This is a genomic window from Brachyspira murdochii DSM 12563, assembly GCF_000092845.1.
GTDB classification, from domain to species: domain Bacteria; phylum Spirochaetota; class Brachyspiria; order Brachyspirales; family Brachyspiraceae; genus Brachyspira; species Brachyspira murdochii.
Genome location: NC_014150.1, coordinates 382,243 through 407,433, shown reverse-complemented (window position 1 = coordinate 407,433; position 25,191 = coordinate 382,243). Strand labels below are relative to the sequence as shown.

Annotated in this window: 22 protein-coding genes; 10 read left to right on the top strand and 12 right to left on the bottom strand. The window is 27.6% G+C overall.

Going from position 1 to position 25,191, the window contains the following annotated elements; genetic code table 11:
• Genes BMUR_RS01610 through BMUR_RS01600 form a run of 3 tightly spaced genes read left to right on the top strand, consistent with a single transcriptional unit; the run spans position 1 to position 2,900 of the window.
• Entirely contained in the window at positions 1 to 1,041 is a 1,041-nt protein-coding gene (locus BMUR_RS01610; RefSeq protein ID WP_013112848.1) for an ABC transporter permease, read from the top strand.
• The gene (locus tag BMUR_RS01605; protein WP_013112847.1) at positions 1,041 to 2,447 is read left to right on the top strand and encodes an ABC transporter permease; all 1,407 of its coding nucleotides are present in this window, start codon (positions 1,041 to 1,043) and stop codon (positions 2,445 to 2,447) included. The genes BMUR_RS01610 and BMUR_RS01605 overlap by 1 nt, the downstream gene beginning before the upstream one ends.
• Before the next feature lie 3 nt (positions 2,448 to 2,450).
• Complete coding sequence (locus BMUR_RS01600; protein ID WP_013112846.1) at positions 2,451 to 2,900, top strand: hypothetical protein; 450 nt, start codon at positions 2,451 to 2,453, stop codon at positions 2,898 to 2,900.
• Positions 2,901 to 2,903: 3 nt separating this feature from the next.
• Here BMUR_RS01600 and BMUR_RS01595 read toward each other — a convergent pair whose 3' ends face one another.
• The 8 genes from BMUR_RS01595 to BMUR_RS01560 all read right to left on the bottom strand — a co-directional run bounded on the left by BMUR_RS01595 (position 2,904) and on the right by BMUR_RS01560 (position 11,441).
• Entirely contained in the window at positions 2,904 to 3,665 is a 762-nt protein-coding gene (locus BMUR_RS01595; RefSeq protein WP_013112845.1) for a DUF6115 domain-containing protein, read from the bottom strand.
• A gap of 15 nt (positions 3,666 to 3,680) precedes the next feature.
• Positions 3,681 to 4,043 carry a hypothetical protein gene (locus tag BMUR_RS01590; RefSeq protein WP_013112844.1) on the bottom strand — a complete coding sequence of 121 codons (363 nt, stop codon included), beginning with the start codon at positions 4,041 to 4,043 and terminating at the stop codon, positions 3,681 to 3,683.
• A 116-nt stretch (positions 4,044 to 4,159) separates the two neighbouring features.
• On the bottom strand, positions 4,160 to 4,873 hold the full coding sequence (gene rlmB, locus BMUR_RS01585; RefSeq protein ID WP_013112843.1) for a 23S rRNA (guanosine(2251)-2'-O)-methyltransferase RlmB: 714 nt from the start codon (positions 4,871 to 4,873) through the stop codon (positions 4,160 to 4,162).
• 3 nt (positions 4,874 to 4,876) lie between these two features.
• Complete coding sequence (locus tag BMUR_RS01580) at positions 4,877 to 6,130, bottom strand: LptF/LptG family permease (RefSeq protein ID WP_013112842.1); 1,254 nt, start codon at positions 6,128 to 6,130, stop codon at positions 4,877 to 4,879.
• A gap of 1 nt (position 6,131) precedes the next feature.
• Positions 6,132 to 6,698, bottom strand: a complete 567-nt coding sequence (locus BMUR_RS01575; protein ID WP_013112841.1) for a hypothetical protein — start codon at positions 6,696 to 6,698, stop codon at positions 6,132 to 6,134.
• Positions 6,698 to 7,798 (bottom strand): signal peptide peptidase SppA, encoded by a 1,101-nt coding sequence (gene sppA / locus BMUR_RS01570; RefSeq protein WP_187287619.1) that lies wholly within the window; start codon positions 7,796 to 7,798, stop codon positions 6,698 to 6,700. Before sppA ends, BMUR_RS01575 begins: the two co-directional genes overlap by 1 nt.
• Entirely contained in the window at positions 7,690 to 9,597 is a 1,908-nt protein-coding gene (locus BMUR_RS01565) for a ribonuclease J (protein WP_013112839.1), read from the bottom strand. The genes sppA and BMUR_RS01565 overlap by 109 nt, the downstream gene beginning before the upstream one ends.
• Before the next feature lie 239 nt (positions 9,598 to 9,836).
• Positions 9,837 to 11,441, bottom strand: coding sequence for a hypothetical protein (locus BMUR_RS01560; RefSeq protein WP_013112838.1), 1,605 nt, complete (start codon positions 11,439 to 11,441; stop codon positions 9,837 to 9,839).
• A 148-nt stretch (positions 11,442 to 11,589) separates the two neighbouring features.
• On the opposite strand from BMUR_RS01560, the gene BMUR_RS01555 reads away from it, so the two are divergent.
• The 3 genes from BMUR_RS01555 (at position 11,590) to BMUR_RS01545 (ending at position 13,121) form a co-directional block, all read left to right on the top strand.
• Positions 11,590 to 12,018, top strand: coding sequence for a hypothetical protein (locus tag BMUR_RS01555; RefSeq protein WP_013112837.1), 429 nt, complete (start codon positions 11,590 to 11,592; stop codon positions 12,016 to 12,018).
• A 70-nt stretch (positions 12,019 to 12,088) separates the two neighbouring features.
• Entirely contained in the window at positions 12,089 to 12,445 is a 357-nt protein-coding gene (locus BMUR_RS01550) for an FMN-binding protein (RefSeq protein WP_013112836.1), read from the top strand.
• Between the two features lie 166 nt (positions 12,446 to 12,611).
• A complete protein-coding gene (locus BMUR_RS01545) occupies positions 12,612 to 13,121 on the top strand; it encodes a hypothetical protein (RefSeq protein ID WP_013112835.1) in 510 nt (169 codons plus the stop codon).
• Between the two features lie 353 nt (positions 13,122 to 13,474).
• On the opposite strand, the gene BMUR_RS01540 is transcribed toward BMUR_RS01545, so the two are convergent.
• The 3 genes from BMUR_RS01540 to BMUR_RS01530 all read right to left on the bottom strand — a co-directional run bounded on the left by BMUR_RS01540 (position 13,475) and on the right by BMUR_RS01530 (position 16,900).
• A complete protein-coding gene (locus BMUR_RS01540; RefSeq protein ID WP_013112834.1) occupies positions 13,475 to 14,584 on the bottom strand; it encodes an ankyrin repeat domain-containing protein in 1,110 nt (369 codons plus the stop codon).
• Between the two features lie 146 nt (positions 14,585 to 14,730).
• Entirely contained in the window at positions 14,731 to 15,648 is a 918-nt protein-coding gene (locus tag BMUR_RS01535) for an Rpn family recombination-promoting nuclease/putative transposase (RefSeq protein ID WP_013112833.1), read from the bottom strand.
• 58 nt (positions 15,649 to 15,706) lie between these two features.
• A complete protein-coding gene (locus BMUR_RS01530) occupies positions 15,707 to 16,900 on the bottom strand; it encodes a hypothetical protein (RefSeq protein ID WP_013112832.1) in 1,194 nt (397 codons plus the stop codon).
• 185 nt (positions 16,901 to 17,085) lie between these two features.
• Between BMUR_RS01530 and BMUR_RS01525 the strand changes: the two genes are divergently transcribed.
• Both BMUR_RS01525 and BMUR_RS01520 read left to right on the top strand, forming a co-directional pair.
• Positions 17,086 to 19,335 carry a methyl-accepting chemotaxis protein gene (locus BMUR_RS01525; protein WP_013112831.1) on the top strand — a complete coding sequence of 750 codons (2,250 nt, stop codon included), beginning with the start codon at positions 17,086 to 17,088 and terminating at the stop codon, positions 19,333 to 19,335.
• A gap of 191 nt (positions 19,336 to 19,526) precedes the next feature.
• Positions 19,527 to 21,788: a methyl-accepting chemotaxis protein gene (locus BMUR_RS01520; RefSeq protein ID WP_013112830.1), complete on the top strand. Its 2,262-nt coding sequence runs from the start codon at positions 19,527 to 19,529 to the stop codon at positions 21,786 to 21,788.
• Positions 21,789 to 21,791: 3 nt separating this feature from the next.
• Here BMUR_RS01520 and BMUR_RS01515 read toward each other — a convergent pair whose 3' ends face one another.
• Positions 21,792 to 22,349, bottom strand: coding sequence for a DUF4416 family protein (locus tag BMUR_RS01515; protein WP_013112829.1), 558 nt, complete (start codon positions 22,347 to 22,349; stop codon positions 21,792 to 21,794).
• A 134-nt stretch (positions 22,350 to 22,483) separates the two neighbouring features.
• Between BMUR_RS01515 and deoD the strand changes: the two genes are divergently transcribed.
• On the top strand, positions 22,484 to 23,182 hold the full coding sequence (gene deoD, locus BMUR_RS01510) for a purine-nucleoside phosphorylase (protein ID WP_013112828.1): 699 nt from the start codon (positions 22,484 to 22,486) through the stop codon (positions 23,180 to 23,182).
• Positions 23,183 to 23,679: 497 nt separating this feature from the next.
• The gene (aroF, locus tag BMUR_RS01505; RefSeq protein ID WP_013112826.1) at positions 23,680 to 24,723 is read left to right on the top strand and encodes a 3-deoxy-7-phosphoheptulonate synthase; all 1,044 of its coding nucleotides are present in this window, start codon (positions 23,680 to 23,682) and stop codon (positions 24,721 to 24,723) included.
• Positions 24,724 to 25,191: the final 468 nt, after the last annotated feature.

The window sequence follows — 25,191 nt, the reverse complement described above, 5'->3', positions numbered from 1 at the left end:
ATGTTTACTTATTTTGTTATAAAACGTATATTAAAAGGCATAATCATGTTTATAATACTGATGTTTATGTCATCTGCTATATTTAATACTGTAAGTGAAAAAACTCTAAAATCTCAGATTGAAGAAAATATTAATGCAGAAGTTAGAGGGCTTAGTAATATGCGTACCGAAGATATAGAGAATTTTATCAAAGAGAGAAGGGCATATTACTATGATATATATTGGCTTAATAGAAGTATAGGAGAGAGAATATTTATACGTGCTGTTAATACAATAACTTTTCAATTTGGAAAATCGGCTATTATGATGGATTCTAATGGAAGCAGAGAAGTTATAAAAATAATAGGGGAGGCACTTCCTCGTTCCATAATACTTTTTACGACAGCTTCAGTTATACAAATGATAATAGGATTAATAATAGGGCTTATAAAAGCAAGAAAAGCAGGAGGACTATTTGACAGAACTACAAGCATTATCACTATGATAGTATATGGCATGCCTACTTGGTGGCTTTCTATGATACTTATAATGGTATTTGTTTATAAGTTTAATTTGTTTCCTTCCGGAGGAGTACATTCAATACCTGTACCTACTGGTATAATGTATTATTTGGATATGTTATGGCATATGTCTCTGCCTTTGATTACATTAACATTAATAGGATTCTGGGGGCTTTCATTTGTAGTAAGAAACATAGTATTATCCACTTTGCAGGAAGATTATATAATGGCAGCACGTGCCAGAGGAATATCAGAAAAGTCAGTTTTACTTGGTCATACTTTGAGAAGTTCAGCTCCTCCTATAGTTACTATAACATTATTAGGACTTCTTGGTTCTATTGCAGGCTCTATTATATTTGAAGGTATATTTTCTTGGCCTGGTCTTGGTAATCTTTATTGGATATCAGTTCAGCAAAATGATATACCTGTATTAATGGGTAATTTGGCTATAACTACAGCACTTTATCAATTCGGACTTGTGGTGCTTGATATATCTTACGGATTTTTAGACCCTAGAATAAAAGTAGGAGGCAGGTTATAATGAAAAATAATATAAGTAAAAAACTTGCTCCATTAATAGAGTTTTTTGAAGAGTTTAAAAAAGATAAAACAGGAGTTGTAGGTTTATGTATATTAGTTTTGGCAATATTAGTATCATTATTTGAGCCTTTGCTTTTAACCTATAAAGAAGCTCCTAAACGTTGGAGAGATATAACATATTGGCAGGATAACCCAGCTTCAGCAGCACCAGAGTGGCTTAATTTTTTTCAGAGAGAAAAGTCAGCTATTACTACAGATATCAATCCTATAAGTATTGAAACTAACTATATAGATAATCAATTAACCTATAAAGCAATATTTGAATATGATTATAAATTTGATAAATCCCCAGTTGATTTAATATTTCATGCAAATGTAAATGGTTCAGCTGCAGCAGTATGGACTGTTACAAGACCAGACGGGGCAATGATTACATTATCGGATAGTTTACATAATATAAACGGTGATTTGAGAATATCAGCCTTTAATGATTCAAAAAATAGAATATTTAGGTTTTACAGAGATTCTGTACCTAGAATGCTTGCAAGACAGATTGATACTCTTACTACCAATCCTATGAAAATACTTTTTAATACTAAAAAAGATGATATGGCTAAAGATTTTAAAGCATTAAAAGGTATTTATAAATTTGAAGTTTTGTTAAAGTTTTCGGACAATAATAATACGAGTTTTGAAAATCCATATATGGTATTGGTAGGATCTATGTCTGGTATAATGGGTACTGATAACATGAAGCGTGATATATTTTCAGGTCTTGTATCAGGTCTAAAATGGGCATTATTTATAGGGATAGCAACAAGTTTTATATCAGTTATAATTGGAGTAATGTATGGAATAGTGTCTGCATATTTCGGAGGAATAGTTGATAATATTATGCAGTTTATTTATCAGATATTTATAGGTATTCCAGTTTTACCAGTGATGATAGTTATGAGTGCAATATTTAAGCCAAGTATATGGACTATGATAACAATGATGATATTTTTCTCTTGGACTGGTTCGGTTATGACAGTACGTTCTATGGCTATGCAGCTTAAAGAAGAAACATATATTGAGGCGGCACGTACAATAGGAGCTGGGCATTTTAGAATAATATTTAATCATTTAGCTCCGCTTCTTCTTCCTTTTTCGTTTGCTTCTATGGCTTTGGCTGTACCTTCTGCTATAGTTTATGAATCTTCTTTATCATTGCTTGGACTTGGAGATGCTTCTATAGTTACTTGGGGACAGATTCTGCATGATGCTATGAAAGGCTCTGCTGTGTTATCAGGGCTTTGGTGGTGGATAATACCTCCGGGAATATTAATTGCTGTTTTAGGTATGTCATTTGCATTTTTGGGCTTTGCTTTGGATAAGATACTTCACCCAAAATTAAGGAGCAGATAATAAATGTTTAAAAAAATTATAGTTTTTAATACACTTATATTTATTTTAATATCATGTTCAAATAAATCTAATATGGATATTGTGCCAGTGGATTCTACTAAATCTTTTTCTGTATTAGGTTATTGTACGCCTGTACCAGAGAATTCTTTTAATGTTAAGTATTCTATTGTTAATAAAACTATTGCAGAGTCAAATTTTGATTATAATAATATTAACTTCTATTACAGAGCTTCAAAAAATTTAGGTGAACTACTAGTATTGTATGATAATTTAAAAGAATATAAAACATATACTGATAATGAAACATCTACAGAAATAATAATGGAGACTTATGATAAAGAATATGTTGCCCATTGGAATGTTAAAGGAATATATTATTCTTTATCAGGGGAAGATGAGAACGAGCTTTATAATTTATCTTTAATACTTATAAAAAATAAGGCTTTAAATTAGTTTTTATTCTAATTCCAAATCTATTACTATATCAATTTCTGTAATAGAGCAGTTTAATTTTTTAGCAATATCTTCTTTGCTCATGCCTTCTTTATATAGTTTGATAATGTTGGCATTTTTATCATCTGATGATAGTGTTGTATTATCTTCTTCTTTTGATATTTTTTTATATGTATCATTATTTTTATCGTATACGGACATATTAGATTTTATAGTTCTGTCTAATTTGCTTCTTAATCTCTCTATAGCCTCTTTTCTAGCTTCATCATCTATAGCTTTTGCAGCAGTATCTATATTATTTTTTTTGACAGTTTTTTTAACTTCTTCTTTTTTAATTTCTTTATTTTCTTTAACTTCTTTTTTATTTTCTTCAGGTTTTATATTTAATTCTACATTTTCATCTTCTACTCTTATATCTAACTTTTTCTTTGGGCTTTCATTATGAATAGTTATATTGTTATTAATTTCTTCTTTATTTTCTTTTACTTCTTTTATAGTATTATTTTCAGTATGGATTTCTTTATTATTAGAAGTTAATTCACCTGTGAGTTTATTTGCTCTTGTTATAGCATCTTCCAATATTGAAATTCTTGATAATGCTATATTATTAAACTCTTTTACCAAAGCCTCTATTTCTTCTCTAGCCTTTGACATAGTTTCTTTTTCTAGTCTTTCTCTAGCTTTAGAAACTATATATATATAAAATAACGGTAAGACAACCGCTAATATTGTTATATTGATTATCACACTGATTAAAATTTGCATAACTTGAAAATTGTACTATCCTAAGAGATCTATTTTTGATCCTTTAGTTTTTTCTGTAGCTGAAACCTCTTCTATTTCTATAATATTATTTTCATTTTCATTATTATCAATAATTCTTTTCTTATTTTTTTTCCTATAGGACATATAACCTTGATCTTTTTGTTTCTGCTCATCATCTTTTTTTTCTTTAACTTTTGTTTCATCAGAAATATTTTCGGATTTTACAACAGTAGAATCTTTTATATAAGAATCTCTATGTATATCTCTATCTTCGGACTGCATAGCTATGGTTTTGGCGGCCATTCTCGTATGCTCCATACGTCCTATATGCGACTGCTGCATATATAATTGCTGTAAATCCAAAGGTGCTATAGGCATTTTTTAATCTCCATATAATATGCCTTAAATTTTATATCCTATATTAATAAATATATATATTTTTTATTATTATTGCAAGTAAAAAAATAAAAATAATATATAAAAATAAAATATTATTATTTCTTATATATAGAATATGCATATGCTATAACAGCAGAGGCAGCAGATACATTTAATGAATCAAAATCATTAGATTTGTTTATTATAATACTTCCGTCAGAGTTTTTCTTTAAAATATCTCTCACTCCGCTATGTTCATTACCAAGTATAATTGCAGTAGGGGTATTAAACTTAAAATCTTCTAAAGATGTTTCCCCTTCTTCACTAGCATAATATATCCAAAAGCCTTTATCTTTCATAAGTTCTATAGTTCTATTAAGATTAGTTTCTATTGATATTGGCAGATGATAAGCAGCACCTGCAGATATTTCATAAACTTTTTCATTGATAGGGGCTGAGTTATCTTTTGGTATTATTATGCCTGATGACCCAAAGAAGTATGCATTTCTAATAATAGCTCCAAGATTATGTACATCAGTTATAGAATCTAGTATAAATATTAATGGATTATCCTTTTTTTCAAGTGCTTTTTGCAAAAAGTTTTCAATACCTATTTCGGCATTCTCTTTTATATCAGCTGCTATTGAATATACTTTTCCCACTATTTTTTCCATTTCATTTTTATCAACATTTTTTATTAACACTTTCTTTTTTTCAGCTAGTTTTATAATATCTTTTTCTCTTTTGGATATTGGAAATTTTATATATAAAGTTTCTACTAGATTTTTTGATATAGCTTCTGTTATTGCATTTTTACTTGTTATAAACATATTTTATTTTCCTCTGCTAAAGAAAGATCTTACCATAAAAAATCCGCCCATAATTGCAAGCACTATATTTGGAAACCACATAGCCAAAATAGGCGGTACTTTTTTTCCTCCGGCTAATAATTCGGCAGCTGTTATAAGAAGATAATATATAACTACAACTATTACAGATATTCCAAAGCCAAAACCTTTGCCGCTTCTTTTTCCTACAATTCCTAAAGGAGCACCTATTAATACCATAAATAAACAAGCTGCAGGTATTGATATAAACTTATAAAATTCAACATAATAAAAATAAGGCACTGACTCTTCAATAGCTTTTTCACGTATTGATACTAATTCTGCAGAATTGGTTTTAATATATTCATTAGAAAAAGATGTTATATCTATTCCAGTATTTTTTACATTGTTGTATGAATTATTTATCATACCAGTTATTTGTTCATCTACAGATTTATTTGCATTACTTTTAGCTTCCTTAATCTTTTTAAGTATTTCCCAAGATGGCATTTCTCTTAATCCTCTTTCATGAGAGGTAAGAGTGCTTACATTTCTAATTATATTAATATCCATAGAATCAAATACTGTGTAGTCATTGGTTACAAATCCGTAATTAGGCATTTCTTGTACTACTCCGTCATAAAGAGTTAATGTTACAACTTGAGAGTTTGCTTCATTATTTTTCCATAAGCCGTATTTGGCAGTGATAACTCTTTTTGTGTCGGATTTATCATATATTACAACATTTGATATACTTTTGTCATCGGCATATTTCGCTCCTATTGAGAATCCCATATCAGAAATTTCAGTAAACTCTAATTTGCCTACAGCAATAGAAGGTCTTATATTTACCATATATGAGATTAATGCTCTATATCTGTAATTTGATTCTGACATAATCACATTATTAAAAAATAATGAAAACATAAAAGTAAAAAAGCCCAATATTATTATAGGCATATATATTCTCATATGAGGAAATCCCAAAGCCCTCATAACTATTATTTCATTGTCTGATGAAAGTCTTCCATATCCTATTATGCTTGCCATAAGTATTGACATAGGTATAGTTATAGCTATATTAAATGGAAGCATATAAACAAAAGTTTCTAATGACATTAAAAGCGGAGCACCGTTATTCATAATAAGCCTTATTAATTCCGGTAAAAGCTGTATTACAAACACAAATGTAAAAAATAATATTCCCGCTAAAAACGGACCTATAGTTTCAAGAATAATATATTTAGTAATTTTTTTCATGTTATATAATGTTTATAAAACTTCCCAATATTAATATTGCCAAAGCCATATATACTAAGTAATCATATATTATAGGAGCAAACAAAATTAAAACAGCTCTGAATGGACTTTTTATATTAAATGAATACTTAATATTATTATACATAAGAACTATATAATATAACTGCAGTATTAAAAGTGTTCCAGCCTGTATCCAATATATAGAACTAAAATTTCCAAATATTAAAGTTATAGGAAGTATAAAAATAAATATTCCATATATGCCAAAACAGTTATTAATAAAAGCAGTTATATTTTTTTTGTCATTATTTTTAAAAAATACTGATACTGTAAGATTAATTATGGCTATTTTTACTATATTTGATACAGCAATATAAGCAGCTATCCCAAAAGCAAGTAAAAATAAGTTTATGATATTGCATTTTGAATGTGATGTATATAATGCTGATACTGCAATACTCAATATGGAAAGTAAATATATCAATAATGAAGATTCAAAATTAATATTACTCCTCATAGCATATTTGGGATGCATCATGTATAAATATATTGCTTTAGATATTCTCATCAGTTTTCTCCTATATAATTAGGAATATAAATATACATAGGCACTCCTATATACTTTGTGTTAATAATTTCTTCATAAGGTATAGGAAGTGAAGATTTAGGTTTTATATTTTCAGATATTCCAGAAAATAGCATATTAAGTAAATTATCTTTTTGCTGAGGTTTTTTAATAATGTAAGGCTCTTCATCTTCTATGCCGCCTAATTTTGCTGCATCTTTTATAGCGTCCTGTAATGTGCCTATAGCATCTATAAGTCCTACTTCTAATGCTCTTTTTCCGCTGAATACTCTTCCGTCGAATATTTCTTCTCTGTTTCCTTTTATTTTATCGCCTCTTGCCTGTTCTACTACATTTGTAAACTGAGCAACAAACTCATAAGTCATATCCTGCCAGTAGGCAAGCTCATCTTCTCTAGGTTCTCTGAAAGGTGAGAGTGAGTCCTTATTTCTTCCGCTTTTTATTGTATACATTTTTACGCCGTATTTGTCCATTAAGCCTGAAACATTGAAAAATTGTGATATAACTCCTATACTTCCAGTAAGAGTAGATTCATTAGCATATATTTTATCAGCTATCATGGACATATAGTATCCGCCGCTTGCTGCCATACTTCTAAATGAAGCTACTATAGGTTTAGGATATTTTGCTTTTAAATCCTGCAAATATTTTAAAGCCTCTTCACAAGATGTTAAAGCTCCTCCGGGACTGTCTACCTGAAGAACTATTGCCTTTACTTTTGGGTCTTTTAGATAGTATTCAAAATCTTCCATAAGCTCTTCAGTTACAGAAGGATATTCCAAACCTATGCTGGTTTTTCTCTTTGCATGTGTTATAACCCCAGTTAAATCTATAATGGCAATACCTTCTTGTGTATTTGCTGATATTGAATTAATATTTTTTGTTATTTGTATTGGCGTAGTTTTATTTTCATTATTAAAAAATAAACTATATATTCCAATTATAATTGATGCCAAAACTAATGCCGTAAATATTAACTCTCTTTTACTGCTTTTTTCTTTTTGGATTTTGTTCTTTTTATTTGAGCTGTTTTCTTCTTGGCTGCTATTTTCTTTATTCTCTTTTTCTTCTTCGTATGACATTTTATCTCCTCTTCATTTTCTGTTATTATTTTTTCATTACTTATATTATCTATATTATCAATATTAATATCATCTTCTGATGTTTCTGTATTTTCTATATAGACATGATCCATATATAAACATACAAATATTACAGGTTCGCGTCCTATTATCTGCATAAATTTTTTACGCAATGCTTCTCTTACTTCGTATTTTATTGTAGAAGGAGTTCTTTTATTTCTATCGAGCAGTTTTTTTACGGCTGCCATTGCTGAGTTAATTCCTTCCTCTCTAAGCTGTTCTGTCTTATGTATTAAGCCTTCTTTTTCTCCTCCATTATAAGTAAATCCCTTGCTTTCTAAATCTACTTTTATATCATATTGTCCTGTTTTATTTTTTTTGGCTATAACATTTGCAACAACAACGCCGTTAAGGGATAATTGTTCTCTGTCATGAAATATGCTTTCTTCCAAATCGCCTACGCCTTTACCGTCAACATATATATTTCTTATCTCTATAGGTTCAGCCAATTTCGCTTCTAAAGTTTCATCTATTTCAAGTACATCTCCATTATAAAGTAAAAATCCTTTTGTATCCAAACCATTTAAATTTTCAACTAATTTTATATGAGTTATTAAATGTCTCTTCTCTCCGTGAATAGGTACAAAATATTTTGGCTTTACTAATCTGTACATTAACTTTAAATCTTCGCTTGAGGCATGCCCAGATACATGAAGAAGTTTTTTATCTTCACCTACCATTTTTGCACCTAAATCAAAGAGGTTATTTATCATTCTAGTAACAGCCATTTCATTTCCGGGTATAACGCTTGATGAAAATATAATCATATCTCCGTCTTCTACTTTTATATGCTTATGAGCTTCTGCTGCTATCAAAGAAAGAGATGAATAAGGTTCTCCCTGAGTTCCAGTAGTTATACATACTATTTTTTCTCTTGGATATCTGTTTATTTTATCTATTGGTATTACTATATCATAAAGATTTAAATACCCCATATCCTGAGCTATTTTAGTGAATTTAAGTAAACTTCTTCCAGAAAAAGCAACGTATTTATTGTTCACTTTTGCTGCAGTTACTAAATCTTGTATTCTTTCTATACTGCTTGCAAATACTGCAACAATAATCATACCGTCTTCATAAGCAAAAAGAGGGGTCATATTATTTTGTACAACACTTTCGCTCATAGAAAAACCTTCTTTTTGGCAGTTAGTGGAGTCTGCAAGCATTAAAAGAACACCGTTTTCTCCATATTCAGCAAACTTATATAAATCTATAAACTTATCAGTTGTAGGATTTAAATCTATTTTGAAATCGCCTGTATGTATTATTACTCCAAGCGGTGTAGTTATAGCGATACCCACTCCGTCTGGTATACTATGATTAACCCTTATAAACTCTATATCAAAGTTCATACCCAATTGTATTTTGTTTCTAGGCTCTACTTCATATAATTTTGCATCTTTATATTCATTTTTATAATCATTAAGTTTTGCTGTTAGAAAAGCAATAGTTAGTCTTGAACCGTATATTGGAATATCTGGAAATTTCCTTAAAAAATGCGGTATTGCTCCTATATGATCCTCATGCCCATGAGTAAGTATAAGACCTATTACATTTTTGTTTTCTAAATATGATGTATCTGGTATGACATAATCTATTCCAAGCATATGATATCTTGGAAACATAAAACCGCAATCAACAACTAAAACTTCATTTCCATATTCTATGACTGTCATGTTCATACCAATTTCCTGCACGCCGCCAAGAGGTATGATTCTTATTTTATCATTACTATTCATTTACATTAACTACTTTATTATTTAAATTTTCAATATATAAGACCCATCACTATTTTTCTTATTTTAACTATAAAAAAATATTAAGTCAAGCTATAAAATAATGTAGTTTTTTGATATAATAGTATTTTTATACATTATTTATTATCTTGTTTATACAATAAAAAAATAATGCATAGTAAGTATTAAAACCTGCTATGCATTTATAAAAATGTTCATATTAATAAAAAATTAATAGAGATTTAGTTTTGCTGATTATCATTCATAATCATGCCGTTTTCTATTATATATATTTTTTTTCCGTCAGAAACTATTGATATTGCATTTTCATTAGCATTATCTAAAGGTGATACATAATCATATCCGCCGAATTCTCTTCTTAATGATGCATTTTTATTTAGTATAAAATAATAATATTTTCCTAATCTTTCGCCAGTAAAAGCAAATGAATCACCTAAAAACTTAAATGAAGTTATATTATTGTATGAAGGGCTTTCAAAATCATTTCCTATAATATACTCTCTTTCATTTCTGCTTGCATTATAAACTAGATTGTTATTTGTAGAAAAGTATATATCATTTATAGAGTCATAGTTATTAGGAAGTCTTCTTCCGTTTAGTATTATAAAAGATACTCCATTAGTTTGAGCTCCGTAAGCTAGAATAGAGCTGTCATCAGAGTATTTATAATTATGTATGATATCGTAATTAGTAGTCATATTTCCGCCTACATATAACTGCATAGTATTGTTTGTATTAACATTTATAAATACTAAAGTTTTTCCATTAGGGGAGAATGACATATTAGTTACAAGATTAAATTCTCCGTAATTTCTTCCATTGGCAATAACACTTGTCATAATAAATTCATTTGTAACTATTGTATTTGAAGTGTCTGCTGCAGGAGGCAAAGAAGGAATCTCATTATATCTTATATTGGTTATAACATTTGTTACAGTCATTAATGCTATAGTGTTTGACTGACCTTTAACAGTTATTCCTTCTTCATTTGTATATACACTTATATTTGAAAGGTTATAATTTGTAATAGTTGAAGTATTAGTTACTATATCATTAGTAATTTCAAGATTATTGGTTACTGAATTAGTATTGGTTTGGTTATTAGTATCTATTTGAGGCATCATTTTTACAGCATATGCTATACTGTTATTATTAAATGAAGCAAGATCATCAACTAATCTAAAGTTTTCGCTGTCGGAAGTTCCAGTAAATATTACAGCATTTCCTTCATTTTCAATAACATATACTATATTAGTTCCGTCATTTGAGAATTTTAATCTGTCTGCTTTAGATGATACTTGTTTTTCTTCGCCGTTAATATTTATATAATATAGTCCGTCTCTTGAATATGAGAAGGCATAGGAATTATCATTTATTACACTATCAAATAATTCTGAATATTGTAATTTTGCCTCTCCGTTTATAACAGCTATTCCATAATTCATTAATCTTGCGAATATTATTGAGTTATTTCCAGAAAAAATAGTTCTTTCTATGGAATCAAATTCCTGTTCAGTGTTTCCGTATATTAAAACCCACATATCTTTTCCAAGAGAAGTTTTAAGCATAGTGGCAGTTAATGTTCCGTTTGGAAGTATTTTAATAATTCCAGCATCTTTATATCCAGTAAGCCTGCTGTTTTTGTATATTATATCAAAAGTTTTACCTTCATTTGCTGAGTTTTTTTCTATGATTAGGGCATAATTAGTTTCTGATGAAATATACGAATTGTTCAGTCTTTCATTATTTTGTAAAGTGTATATTTGAGTGAAAGCTCTTGTATATAACAAAAGAAATAGTATAGATACAATATATAATCTTTTCATAATAATTCCCAATATTAATATGTTTGTATATTTTTTTATATAATCGGAACATTTACAGTCTAAAATTAATAATTATGCAAAATTATTAACTTAAAAAAAATTAAAATTTGACGATTATTTTGCAAGCGTATTTTTATTTGGAGGCATTATGAAATATAATTATTTAATACTAATTGTATTTGCTTTTTTAGCATTATCCTGTAAGACAGTAGAAAAAAATAATACTCAAGCTTCAAATATTATCAATCTTAATGAAGGCTGGGTAAATGAAAGTAAGTTTATAGCTACATCTATAGGATATCCTAATGGTTATGCTTCAACCGAAGAAGAGATAAAAACAAGTGCCTTTAATGCTGCTTTAGCCTTATCAAAAGTAAAAATTGAGAATGCTTTTGCTAAAGAGCTTCCAAATAGAGAATCTGAAAATACTGAATTAAAAGATATTGTAGAAAAATATATAAAAGTGGAATATTCAAGTTTTATAGATGATAGATATTATCAGCTTAAAACAACTGTGGAATATGATAACCTTCTTTCATTGCTAAGGTCAGGAAATATAAAAAAAATTCTCAATTAATTTACATTTTTTACGTTTTGAGGAATAATTAGTTTATAATAATAACTATTTTAAAAAAGGGGAAAATCGTATGAGCTTTAAAAAAATTATGGTTTTGGTTCTTGCTCTAGTTTTTGCAGCTAGCATGTTCCTATTTGCTCAAGGCAAAGTTGATTTGTCTAAAGTACCAGACGGAACATATTTAGGTAACTACAAAGCTACTTACAAAACAAGACAAGGCGATTATCAAGCTAAAGTTACTGTTGCAGGCGGTAAATTAACAAAAGTTGTATTAACAAAATGTGCACATAGCAGCGGACCTGCTAGAGGAAAAGCAGCTTATGACAAAATGATTCAGGCTAATGACATCTATGTTGATGGCGTTAGCGGAGCTACTTGGGTTGCATTAGTAGAAGATGCATTAACAAAATTAACTCCTGCTAAATAATTTTTGATTATTAAGAATGTTAATGAGCGTATCTAGTATTTTAGGTACGCTTTTTTATTATTTTACTTAATTATTAATTTTTTTACACCGTTTTTATATTTAAGTTATTTTATTTTGTATGTTTTTATTAAAGTATTAATAAATTTAAAAATCGGAATTTAATATTATGAAAAATAAAATAATTATTTTATTAATTTTTTTAGCTGTTTTATTAGTGATTGCTTTTATATTGTCATACGGTAAAATAAAATCAAGAGCAAAAGAGATAAAGAGAGAATATATTGAAAAATATAAACCTGATATAACTTTTAAAAGTGCTTCTATAGATGAAATCACTTTATCATATATCACACTAAATACATTAATCGAAGTAAAAAATAATCTGCCTTTTGAACTTCCTATAGAAAAAGCCGAAGTTAAACTAATAAATAATTCTGACAAAGTATTTGCTTCTGCTAATTCATCGGATACTTCAGAAAATTTAAAAATACCTGCTAATTCTTCTATATCATTTAATATGAAATTTAAAGCACAGTATTCTGACTTGTTTGAAACTGTTATAGATGCTATAAAGTCTAAAAGTTTTAAATGCAATGCCAATATTATTATAACTTTTACTGTATATGGTAAGTATTTTGAGTTTTCTTATGATGAAAAATTAGTATTTATACAATAGTTTTTTTATATAATAGTTAACTAAAACCTAGTCTTTTTTAAAGTTTTTTTGGCACAAAAAAGTTGATAATAGATTTACAAATGACTAAAAGCTGAAAAATTATTATTGTTTATGTATATACTAAAATTTTTTAAGTTTGTTAACTCTTTTATTCAGCTTCTTACGGCTGCATATCACAGGCAAACTTTGTCAAAGTTATAAAAGCTGCAAATATAAAAATAATTTAAACAATACTAATTATTTTTTATGTGTAAGATAAATTATAAAATATAGTCTTTAACTGCCAAATGCAGTACCGTTTGTTAGTACACAAAATTATAAATAAAATATATATTAATAATAAAAATATATTATTATTGTGTAAGAAGTTTTATTATCTCTTCATTTTTTCCGTATTCTCTTGCATAATACAATGCATCATAATTACCATCTTTTATATTTTTATCAGCACCAGCATCTAAAAGCATTTTTGTCATTTCTAAATTCCCGCTATGACAAGCCCACATTAATGCTGTCATACCATACTTATTTTGAACATTAACATCAGCATTATTTTTAAGAAGTACTTTTACAGCATTAATATTATTATAATCAGCTGCTTCTATCAATGCGGTTTTGTTATCATAAGTTTTATAATTTACATTTGCCCCATTATCAATTAGCTTTTGTAAAAAAACTTCATTAGTAGAATACACTGCAGCAGTTATTAATGGAACATCATAACTAAGCAAAGTTTCTTTATTAAGATTACAAACTTTCAAACTTTTATCCAAAGAATCAGAACCGTTTTGAAGTAAAATATCTGCTATATCCTCATGTCCATACATATAAGCATAAATTAAAGCATTTGCATTATAAATATTTCTTTTATTTATATCAGCTTTATTTTCAATTAATATTTTTACAGTTTCTTTATAGCCTTTCATAGCAGCATACATTAAAGGTGTTTCTTCGTTTTCATTATCTCCGTCATAAGCTATATTAACATCGGCTTTATTTTTTATTAATAGTTTCACCATTTCAATATTTTCTTTATTCTCACCGCCTTTGTTTAAAGAAGAAAATAATGCTGTCCTTCCTCTAAATCCCTGATAATCAATATCAGCACCATAACTTAAAAGTAGTTTAACCATTTCCATATTTTTATTATCAACTGCACCTATTAATACGCTATCTCCAAGATCTACATTAGCATTAACATCTGCTTTATATTTCAAAAGAAGCTCAGCCATTTCTATATTATTATCCATAACTGCAAGTGATAGTAATGTAAAACCCTCATAATTGCGATTATTTACATAATCACTATATTTTTTAAGAATATTTTCAGCTTCTTTAATATTGCCTTCATTTACATAATTTATTAATTTTTCAGAAACTTTGCTTTTATTATTATCATCATTTTGACTGTATAAGCCCAGAGTAAATAAAAACATACCAAATAATATAATAAACTTTTTCATATAGCCCCCCATATGTATTATGGTTTTGTATAATAAGTTAAAATAATTAAAATTTCAATTAAAAAATTTTAATAAAAAAGTGCACACATATATAATGCATACACTTTTATTTTTTTAATAATAACTTCAAAATTTTATTGTTTTTTCTATAATTTTTTTATTTCTTCTATACTCAAACCTGTTAATTCACTTATGAGATTAATATCCATATTTTTATTTTTCATGTTTTTAGCGGTTAATATTTGATTTTCTTTAATGCCTTTCTCTATACCTTGTTCTATACCTTGTTCTTTAGCCTTCTTTATATCTAATTCTATGCTCTTGTTAAAAAAATATGTATCTACTTCTCTTTTTTTATATTTATCCATTACTGGATTGTCATTAACAAAAGTTTGGCATTTTTTTTCTACTTCTTCAAATATAGTATTTTCTTTCATCAAGACAGACATATCTTCCCCCTTAAAAAATTTTATCCAAGAAATGAATTCTCTATGTATATTATCTAAACTTTCTATTGCAGAAATATTTTTTAAATTGAATTTAGGAAGCTCTAGGAAATGTAATTGACAATGATCTGTCAGAATTTTATTGTTATTTAACTCTTTTAATACATAACAGCTATGCACTTTATCTTCATCTGTAAGTATAAAGTTTGTGATATTAATACTCACAGTAGGCTTTAATTCATCATAAAAAGAGCCTCTATTTAAACTAGAACTATAATTATAAGCCCAATAGTATAAAGCTCTTTTTATAAAATCTTCATTTCCTCTAGCTTGTATTTCTATTAAAACAGTTATGCCTGTTTCTGTAGTAGCTTTGATGTCAACTATAGACTCTTTTTCGTCATAGTTATCCGCTATGTTAAATGGATTAAGTATTTCTATTTTCTTAAAAGTTTCAAAGTTTAAATCTTTAAATACGGCATTAATAAAGTTTAAAGCTATGTTTTCATTACCCGTATGTGAAAATAAATAGCGTATAAAATAATCATTAATTCTATTTAAATTTTCAATGGTAACAGGTTCATTTAATATTTGTTTTAATCTATCCAAATCTTTCATAATATTATTATACAAAAAATCATTATAAAAGTAAAGTTTTATAGAATTTGTATATTTTTTATAAAAATTTAATTATTATAGGAGCTATAAAAGAAAAAATAAAAGAGTAAATACCATAAATATAAATGAAGTTATATATTTTATTATTTCCAATTACTGCCTCATTTATATTGATATTGTTTTTTAATATTTTTATTATAGACCTTATATTTTGTACTATTATGTATATTAAATTAACAGCTGTTATTGTATTAAGAACAGTAATAGAAATGTAATTTATTTTAACTTCAGAAATAGTTACTCTGTATATGCTCGAACTTAATACTAATATATTAAATAAAAATGCTAGTATTGGAAATATTATATACATTGCCTTTGTTATAATCCCAGCCTTATAGTCCGCTCTTATGAAGTATAAAGTTAAAACAGATAAAATTAATAATGCATTATAAATTATAAAAGATTTTGTATTGTAAAAAGGTATTATTGGTTCATATAGTAATGCAAAAAAGAAAGCAAATATTAAAAATGAATATAAAAATAATAACCCTCTTGAAATATATATTGATAAAACAGTTTTAAATCTCTTTTGTACAAAGAAAAATATAAAAGGTATTAGAGAAAGAACGAATACAATAGACATAAAAATAAGTTTTTCTATTAACGGTTCTAAATCACTTAATATATCAGCTCTAAAAATAAATTTATCATATAAAAAAACAATAAATACCCAAAATACAAATGCAATAATTGCTGCTATTGTAGAAAAGAAAATTATATCTCCTATCTTAGTAAAACTATTATATGTATTATTTTTAAAATTGTTATCAGCTAAAAGTATTATAATAAAAAACATTATATAAGATAATATGCTTTTATTAATCATTATATTAGACATAAAAAATTCAAGCATATCAGGTATTGAATCTTTTAATGGTGCTGAAGTAAATATGCTAAGCAAAAATACAAGTAAAAATGACAAAAATGTTATTAGTATTGTCTTTTTATTAACATTTTCAAAATTGCTGTTTACACTAAATAAAAATGAATAGCAGAAAAAGTAAAACACTTGAAAATAAAAACTATTAAAAATCATATTGTAAATTAATTTTTCAGCATCGTATGCGTATGTAGTATCAACGAATAATATATATACATTCGCAGGAATAGAAGAAACTATCATTAGTACAAATGCCAATACAAAATATATTATTTTTTTGCTGCTTGAATTCATTAACTTATTTTCAGACATTTTTATAACCCCTTATAGGTATTTTGAAGATAGATTATAACTTAATAATTATAAATTGTAAAGTATATGAACAATATATTGATTTTATTGATAATTAAGTACGAAATAATGTATTATAATTTCATATTTGATTTAATTGTTTATATATGTTATAATGTAAGAAAATTTTATAATAAGGGTTTAGAATGAAACTTCATAGTTTAACATTTAAAATACCGCTTATTATGGGACTTTCTATTACATTATCAATATTTGTAATAACTGTTATAATGTTTTTAATATCATTGAAGTCCGTTGATATAGCGGCTCAAAATGGATTTGAAACTACAGCCATTGCTTATGAAAGTACGGCTAATCTATGGATAGAACAGCAACAATCAATAGTAGATGCCTTTTCTACAAATGAGAGTATAGTCAATTATTTATTAGATAAAACAGAAGAAAATACTTCAGCTGCAGAGAATAGTTTGACTGCTTTCAAAAATTATAGGAAATCTTCTATTCATTTTGTAATTTTAGATACAGAAGGTAATATTTTACTTGATTCTGAGGACGGCAATCTAATACATATCAATCAAGGTGTAGATCCAGACTTTCATCTTTATCAAAATAATTTAAAAGGCGAAAAAATGTGGATTTCAAAGTCCTCTATAACAGGAAAGCCAGTATTTAAAATGTATTCAGATATAAATGCACCTGATGGAACTAAAATAGGGGTATTGTCGTATCATATTGACTGGGAAGACTTTATGCGTCATTCTATATCAAATTATAAATTCGGCGATACAGGCAGTATTATGATAATTGATGAAGATAAAAATATCGTTGCTCACAAAGATGAAAATAAAGTATTAACCAATATAAAAGATTTTGAAGCTTTAAAAGATATCACAGAGTTAAAAACAGGTATTAAGCATTTTAAAAACGATGATGGTAAGCTTTATATGCTTTATTTCAATACTATAATTTATCCTCATTGGTATATAATTGTAACTATAGCAGAAAGCGAGCTTTATAATCCTGTAAAATTTATGCTTATTTTGCCTATAATAGTAGGAGTTGTTTTAGATATACTTTCTGTAATAATAATTTGGATATTCTCTAAGTATTTGATATCTCCTATAAATAATGCTGTTAAAGAGGCAGAAAATATTGCAAATGGAGACTTAACAGCTGTTATATCTGAAAAGTATTTGAATAGAAAAGACGAAATAGGCGAGATATTAAACAGTTTTAATAAGATGAAAAGAGTAATAAAAGATATTATTAAAGTTGTAAACTCAAATATATCTCAAACTAAAAGAACAGCTTATAGTTTGTATTATTCTAATAAGGATTTGTCAGACAGAACAGTATCGCAGGCAGCAGAGATAAATCAGACAAGTATTTTTATGAAAAATATATCTTCAGCTATAGAAGAATCTGCCACTAATATAAGATCTATAAGTGAAAGTATGATTGATGCTAGAAATGATATATCTGATGCAGGCTCTATAATAGATGATACGGCAAGAAATACATCATTAGTTTTTGAATCCAGTAAAAAAATCGGAGATATTATAAAAATAATAGAAGATATAGCTTTTCAGACTAATATACTTGCTTTAAATGCTTCGGTAGAGGCAGCACGTGCTGGAGAACAGGGCAGGGGATTTGCAGTTGTAGCTAGTGAAGTTAGAAACTTGGCACAAAGCACTTCAGAATCTGCTAAAAATATCACAGTTTTAATAGAAGACAGTAATGATAAGATTAAAAAAGCCACAGAATCAGCTAATATGTCTCAAAAACTATTCTCTAATATAGAGAAAAAAATTGACAATACTACTACAATTATGGAGAATATGGTTGAGACTATGCATAAGCAGGAAGAAGATGTACATAAAATAAATACTTCTATGCTTAATATCGACTCTAAAACTAAAGAAAATTCTCATCTGGTAGACCTAATGAAAACTTCTTCTTCTGAATTAGAAAAACAGACTAATGACTTTTTTAGTGCTATGAGCTTCTTTAAAACAGGCGTTCATCGTTTGGAATGGATGGATAATTATAATACCAATAATTCTCATATAGATGAACAGCATATGAACCTTATTAACTTTATAAATGATATATATTCGGCTATATATGAAGATGATTTGGAGAGAGTAAAAAATATTTTTAATATGACTTTGGATTATACTAAGTATCATTTTTCTGATGAAGAGAAATTTCAGAAAGAAAATGCCGATAAATATAAAAAGATAAAAGAACATTTTGAACAGCATATAAATTTTGAGGCTTTGGTTGGCAGAAAAATTGAAGAATTAAATGCTTCTAACGATTGGAAAAAAACAGCTTCTGATATGGCTGATATTTTGAGCAAATGGCTTATTCAGCATATTGGAGTATGGGATAAAGAGTTTGTAAAAATTGCTGGAATATCTGATTGTTAAAATATTTTTTCTTTAAAAACTTATAAATATTGAAAAAATATTACGATATGTTGTAAAAAATTCTTATATTTTAATAGATAAATTTATAATACATTATTGATAATGATTACTTATAAGATAGTATTCTATATTGAAATTATTTCTTATAGATGTTATTATTTAATAAATAATATATGAATGGGGATAAAATTATGAAAATATATAGTTTAAGATTTAAAATACCCGTACTATTTATAACAGCTATAGTGTTGTCAATGTTTTTGAGTATAGGTACTGTATTATTTTTGAGTACTAAAGTTATAGATAATACTATTGAAAGCGGTTTTGAATCTACATCTATTTCCTATAAGAACCTTATAAATTTATGGTTAGATGATAATAACAGTTCTATGGCGAACTTTGTTACTACTGAAGCTCTTGTAAGTTTCCTTCAGAATCAAGAAGATCCCAATTTGAGGCTTAGGGCAGAAGAGGCTTTAAAATATTTTAAAAATTCAAGAAATTCATTTATTAATTTTATTTTACTAGATTTAAATGGAAGAGCCATAATAGATTCTGAGAATGGAATATTAAATAATGTTTCTATGAATGTAAATGATGAAGGCTGGAAAAAATTTGTGTCTGGAGGGTATAATTCAGGCGGAGAGACAACTATTACTAAATCAGTAGCTACTGGTAATCCTACTTATAGGATATGGAGAGGTATTAAGGATAATAATGGAAGAGTAATCGGGGTATTAGCAGGAAATGTTGATTGGGGTGATTTGATAGACAGGTATATTTTGAATGCCAAAATAGGTGAAAGCGGAAGAATCTCTATTATAGACAGCAATAAGATGTTATTAGCTCATCAGGATAAAAATAAAATATTGAGCGTTGAAAATAATGCAGATTATTATGATGAAGTTATTAGAAATGGTAATGGAATGCTTCATTATAAAGATGCTAATAAACAGGGATATTTAATGTCTTATTATAATATAGATAATACTAATTGGTATATTATTATAAGCATATTAGAAAGCGAATTATATGCTTCATTGGGTAAAACAGTATTATTTGCAGTATTATTCTCATTTATTATAATTGTTATTGTAGCTGTTATGATAACAGGATTTACAAGAAGATTAATTTCACCTCTAAAAGAAGCATTAAGACTTGCTAATTTAATTTCTACAGGAGATTTAACTTTTGATATCAGAGAAAAATATCTAGCTAGAAAAGATGAAATAGGCGAACTTATAATGAGTTTTGATCATATGAAAACATCTATAAAAAATATCATTAATATTGCTAATTCTAATGTTGCATTAACAAAAAGAACAGCATATTCACTTTCTTATTCCAATAAAGATTTGGCTTCAAGAACATTGAGTCAGGCAGCTGATTTGGAGAAAACAGCAGAAGCTACAGAAGAGATTTCAAGCACTATAAAGAAAACTGCTGAAAATGCTGCTATAATTAATGATATGATGATAAATGCTAGAAATGCGGTTGAAGAAGCTGGAAGTATTATTGCAGAAACAGCTCAGAATACTAGTCAGGCTTTTGAATACAGCCAAAAAATTAGCGGTTTAGTTAAATTCATTGAAGATATTGCTTTTCAAACTAATATACTTGCTTTAAATGCTTCCGTAGAGGCGGCAAGAGCTGGAGACCAGGGAAGAGGTTTTGCTGTTGTAGCTTCTGAAGTTAGAAACTTGGCTCAAACTACTCAAAGTTCTGTTAATAATATTACTTCTTTTATTGGAGAAAGTAATGAAAAAGTTAAAAAGGCAACAGATTCTGCTAATATGTCAAGAACTTTATTTGAGGATATTGAAAGTAAAATAGAAGAAACTACTAAAGTTATTGCCGATATGGCTAACACTACTAAAGAACAGCTTATAGGTATAGATAGTATTAATAATGCTATGTCAAATATGGACGCCCAAACCCAAGGAAATAGTTCATTAGTATCTTCTATGCATGAATCATCAAAAGAGCTTGAACAGCAAATGGAAGAATTAGCAGATGCTATGAGTTTCTTTAAAGTAGGTGCTAGACAATTAGAATGGCTGGATCAGTATTATACTCATAATAAAACTATAGACAGCCAGCATGTTCAGATTATTGAATATGCAAACAAAGTTCATTCGGCTTTATATAATGGTGTAAAAGCAGATGTTGATGAGGCATTTAAAGGTGCTATTAATTATACTAAATACCATTTTGCAGAAGAACAGAAAATACAGGTTGCAAATAAAGATAAATACCATAAAATTAAAGAACATTTTGAAGAACATAGAAGATTTGAAAAGGCTATTGATGATCAGTATAAAGCATTCAAATCAAGCAGCGATTGGAAAAAGGTTGCAACTGATTTTTCTGAGCTTTTAGCAAAACTTTTAATAGAACATATTGGAGTATGGGATAAAGAGTTCGTAAGAATTGCCGGAATAAAAGATTCTTAAAAATTATTTCCAATTAGAACCAAATGGAGAGCTTTCTATAAGTCGGTTATAGAACAGCTCTCTTATTTTTTTTAAAAACTTTTTTGTTTCATCGCTTGAATAATCTGCATAAGTCCAAGGAAGTTCTGTATAGCCTTCTTTCTTTTTATAGATAAGTGTTAAATCAGCAAATACTCCGTCTTTTAAATATATTCTATGTGTGAAGTTTTTATTTGTAACTAAAATAAAGTTTTCGAGTGTTAGTATTGCTGGGTCTATATTTATTTTACGGTTGTTTTTATCATCTAAATATTCTCTCTCTATATTGTCAGTAATTCTCTTTACATTGCTTATATAATCTCTTTCTATCATATTCTTAAATACTATAAATCTTTTATTAAGAGTATCTCCCATTTCTTCTTTATAGTATATAGAATGAGAAAATAAATACTCATCACTTATGACTTCAATCTCTCCAAAATTATTTATAAGTTTTTCTAATGCCAAATTATATATATTAATATCATTATACATTAATGCTGTAATGAGAACAGCCTTTGATTGTTTTAATACTTTACTCATACAATTATATTATATTATTTTTATTTATATTTCTATAATTTATAATAAAAAATCGAATATTATTTTTACTTGATATAAAAAAGATTAATATTTATAATAATACAAATAATATAAAAACAAAGGAGTAAAATACTATGGCTACACCTCATATAGGAGCAAATAAAGGCGATATTGCAGAGACTATACTTTTACCGGGGGATCCTTTAAGAGCAAAATTTATAGCTGAAAATTTCTTAGAAAATGTTGTTCAGTATAACTCTATAAGAAATATGTTTGGTTTTACAGGTACTTATAAAGGAAAAAAAGTTTCTGTTCAAGGCACAGGTATGGGAATGCCTTCTTGCAGTATATATTCTTATGAGCTTATTCATTTTTACGGCTGTAAGAACTTAATACGTATTGGTACAGCTGGGGCTTTATCTGATAAACTTCATATAGGAGATTTAGTTATAGCAATGGGGGCGTGCACTGATTCTAATTATGCTTCTCAGTATGAACTTCCGGGTACTTTTGCTCCTATAGCTAGTTATGAATTACTTAGAAAAGCTGTTAATAAAGCTGATGAAATGAATATTAATTATCAGGTTGGCAATATAGTTTCATCTGATGTATTTTACGGGGCTAATAATGCAACGCCGAAATGGGCTAAAATGGGAGTATTGGCTGTTGAGATGGAAGCTGCTGCTTTATATATGAATGCTGCTTATGCTGGAGTTAATGCTCTTTGTATGGTTACTATTTCGGATTCTCTTGTTACAGGTGAGGCTACAACTGCTGAACAGAGAGAGAAAACTTTTACTAATATGATGGAAGTAGCCTTATCTTTGGCATAATATCAAATTAATAAGCATCTGTATTTTTGCAGGTGCTTTTATCTGTTTTATGAGTTTAAAAAATTATAAAGTCTTGACTTTTTACATTTTTTGTATATAATTTATTACTATGAAAGGTAATTTATTTTCAATTAATTTCAAAAGCATTTACGCTTATTACTTCTTCTATTATGGCGTTTAAGACGCCGGAGTATCTATTTTTTCTAACAAAAACAAATTTATATATTTAAACTTTTTATTAATACTTAATTTTTATATTTAAGTTCATCAATTTTTAATTAACTGTTTTTTAAGGAGAATTTATTATGATAGTGGTAATGAAACCAAATGCAAAAGAGGAACATATTAATAACATTATAGAAAGACTTATAATTGTTGCTAATAAAAATTGTTCGTTTTAAGGCTCTGGTATTCTTACGAATACCAGACACTCACAATTTTTATATTTTTTAGCTTATTGATTTTTAATTAATTATTTCATTTAAGGAGTATTTATTATGATAGTAGTAATGAAACCAAATGCCAAAGAAGAACATATTAATAACATTATAGAAAGGCTTACAGAGGCAGGTCTTGGGATTAATAAAAGTGTAGGAGTGGACTATACAGTAATAGGAATGGTTGGGGATACCTCAAAGATAGACAGAGATTTAATCTCATCTTTGCCCGGAGTATCTAAAGTATTGAAAGTGCAGGAGCCATTTAAAAGAGCAAATAGAGCGTTCAAAAAAGAAGACACTATAGTTGATGTAAGCGGAGTAAAAATAGGGGAGGGTAATCCTACAATTATTGCAGGACCTTGTTCTGTTGAAAGTGAAGAGCAGGTTATTAATATAGCTAAGAGTGTAAAGGCTTCTGGTGCTTCTATACTTAGAGGCGGAGCGTTCAAACCTAGAACTTCTCCTTATGCATTTCAGGGATTAGCTTTGGACGGACTTAAAATATTAAAACTTGCAAGAGAAGAAGTTGGAATACCTATCGTAAGTGAGATTGTATCTATAAGACATTTAGAGGACTTTGATAATACAGTGGACATGATTCAGATTGGAGCAAGAAACATGCAGAACTTTGAACTTTTAAAAGAAGTAGGAAAATTAAAAAAGCCTATACTTTTAAAAAGAGGTTTGTCAAGCACTATAGAAGAATGGCTTATGAGTGCTGAGTATATACTCAATCAAGGTAATGAAAATGTAGTGCTATGCGAAAGAGGTATAAGAACATTTGAGACTTATACTAGAAATACATTTGATGTAAGTGCAATACCTGCAATAAAGCGTTTAAGTCATTTGCCTGTTATAGGAGATCCTTCGCATGCCAGCGGAAAATCATGGATGGCACTTCCTCTCACATTGTCAGCTATTTCTGCAGGTGCAGATGGTATGATAATAGAAGTGCATAATGATCCAGAGCATGCTTTATGTGATGGGGCACAGTCTATAAAACCTGATGTGTTTGCTGATATTATGGAATCTGTTAATATGATATCTGATACTGTTCAAAAAATAAAACAAAAACATAACGGTAAGATTTATACTAAATAATTAGTTTATATAAATTATTATTATATTTTTTAAGAGATGAATGGAGCTTATTCTATTCATCTTTTTTATTTTTATATTTGTATTGTATTGTTTCATAGGTATTTATTTTCGTTTATAGTGATAATTTAAATTATAATGTATTATGATAAATAATATTATATATCTAAATTTTAGACAGTCTGCGGTCCTAGACTTATCTCAAAAGTCATTTTATATTTTATTATAAATTTAATAATTTATCCTACATGTAAAACATAATTAGTACTATATAGCATTATTTTATATTTGTACTTTTGTGAAGAGTATCTGAGCTTGTCTAGTATATAGGTTTATAATATATAAAATGATTAAAAAGAACAATTAAAAATTGATAAATCTAAGAATTTTGATTATATAAAAATAGTTTTTAAAAAAGTCTGCAGTTAAATTGTATTAGATAATTATATTTTATATTATTTAAATTTATTT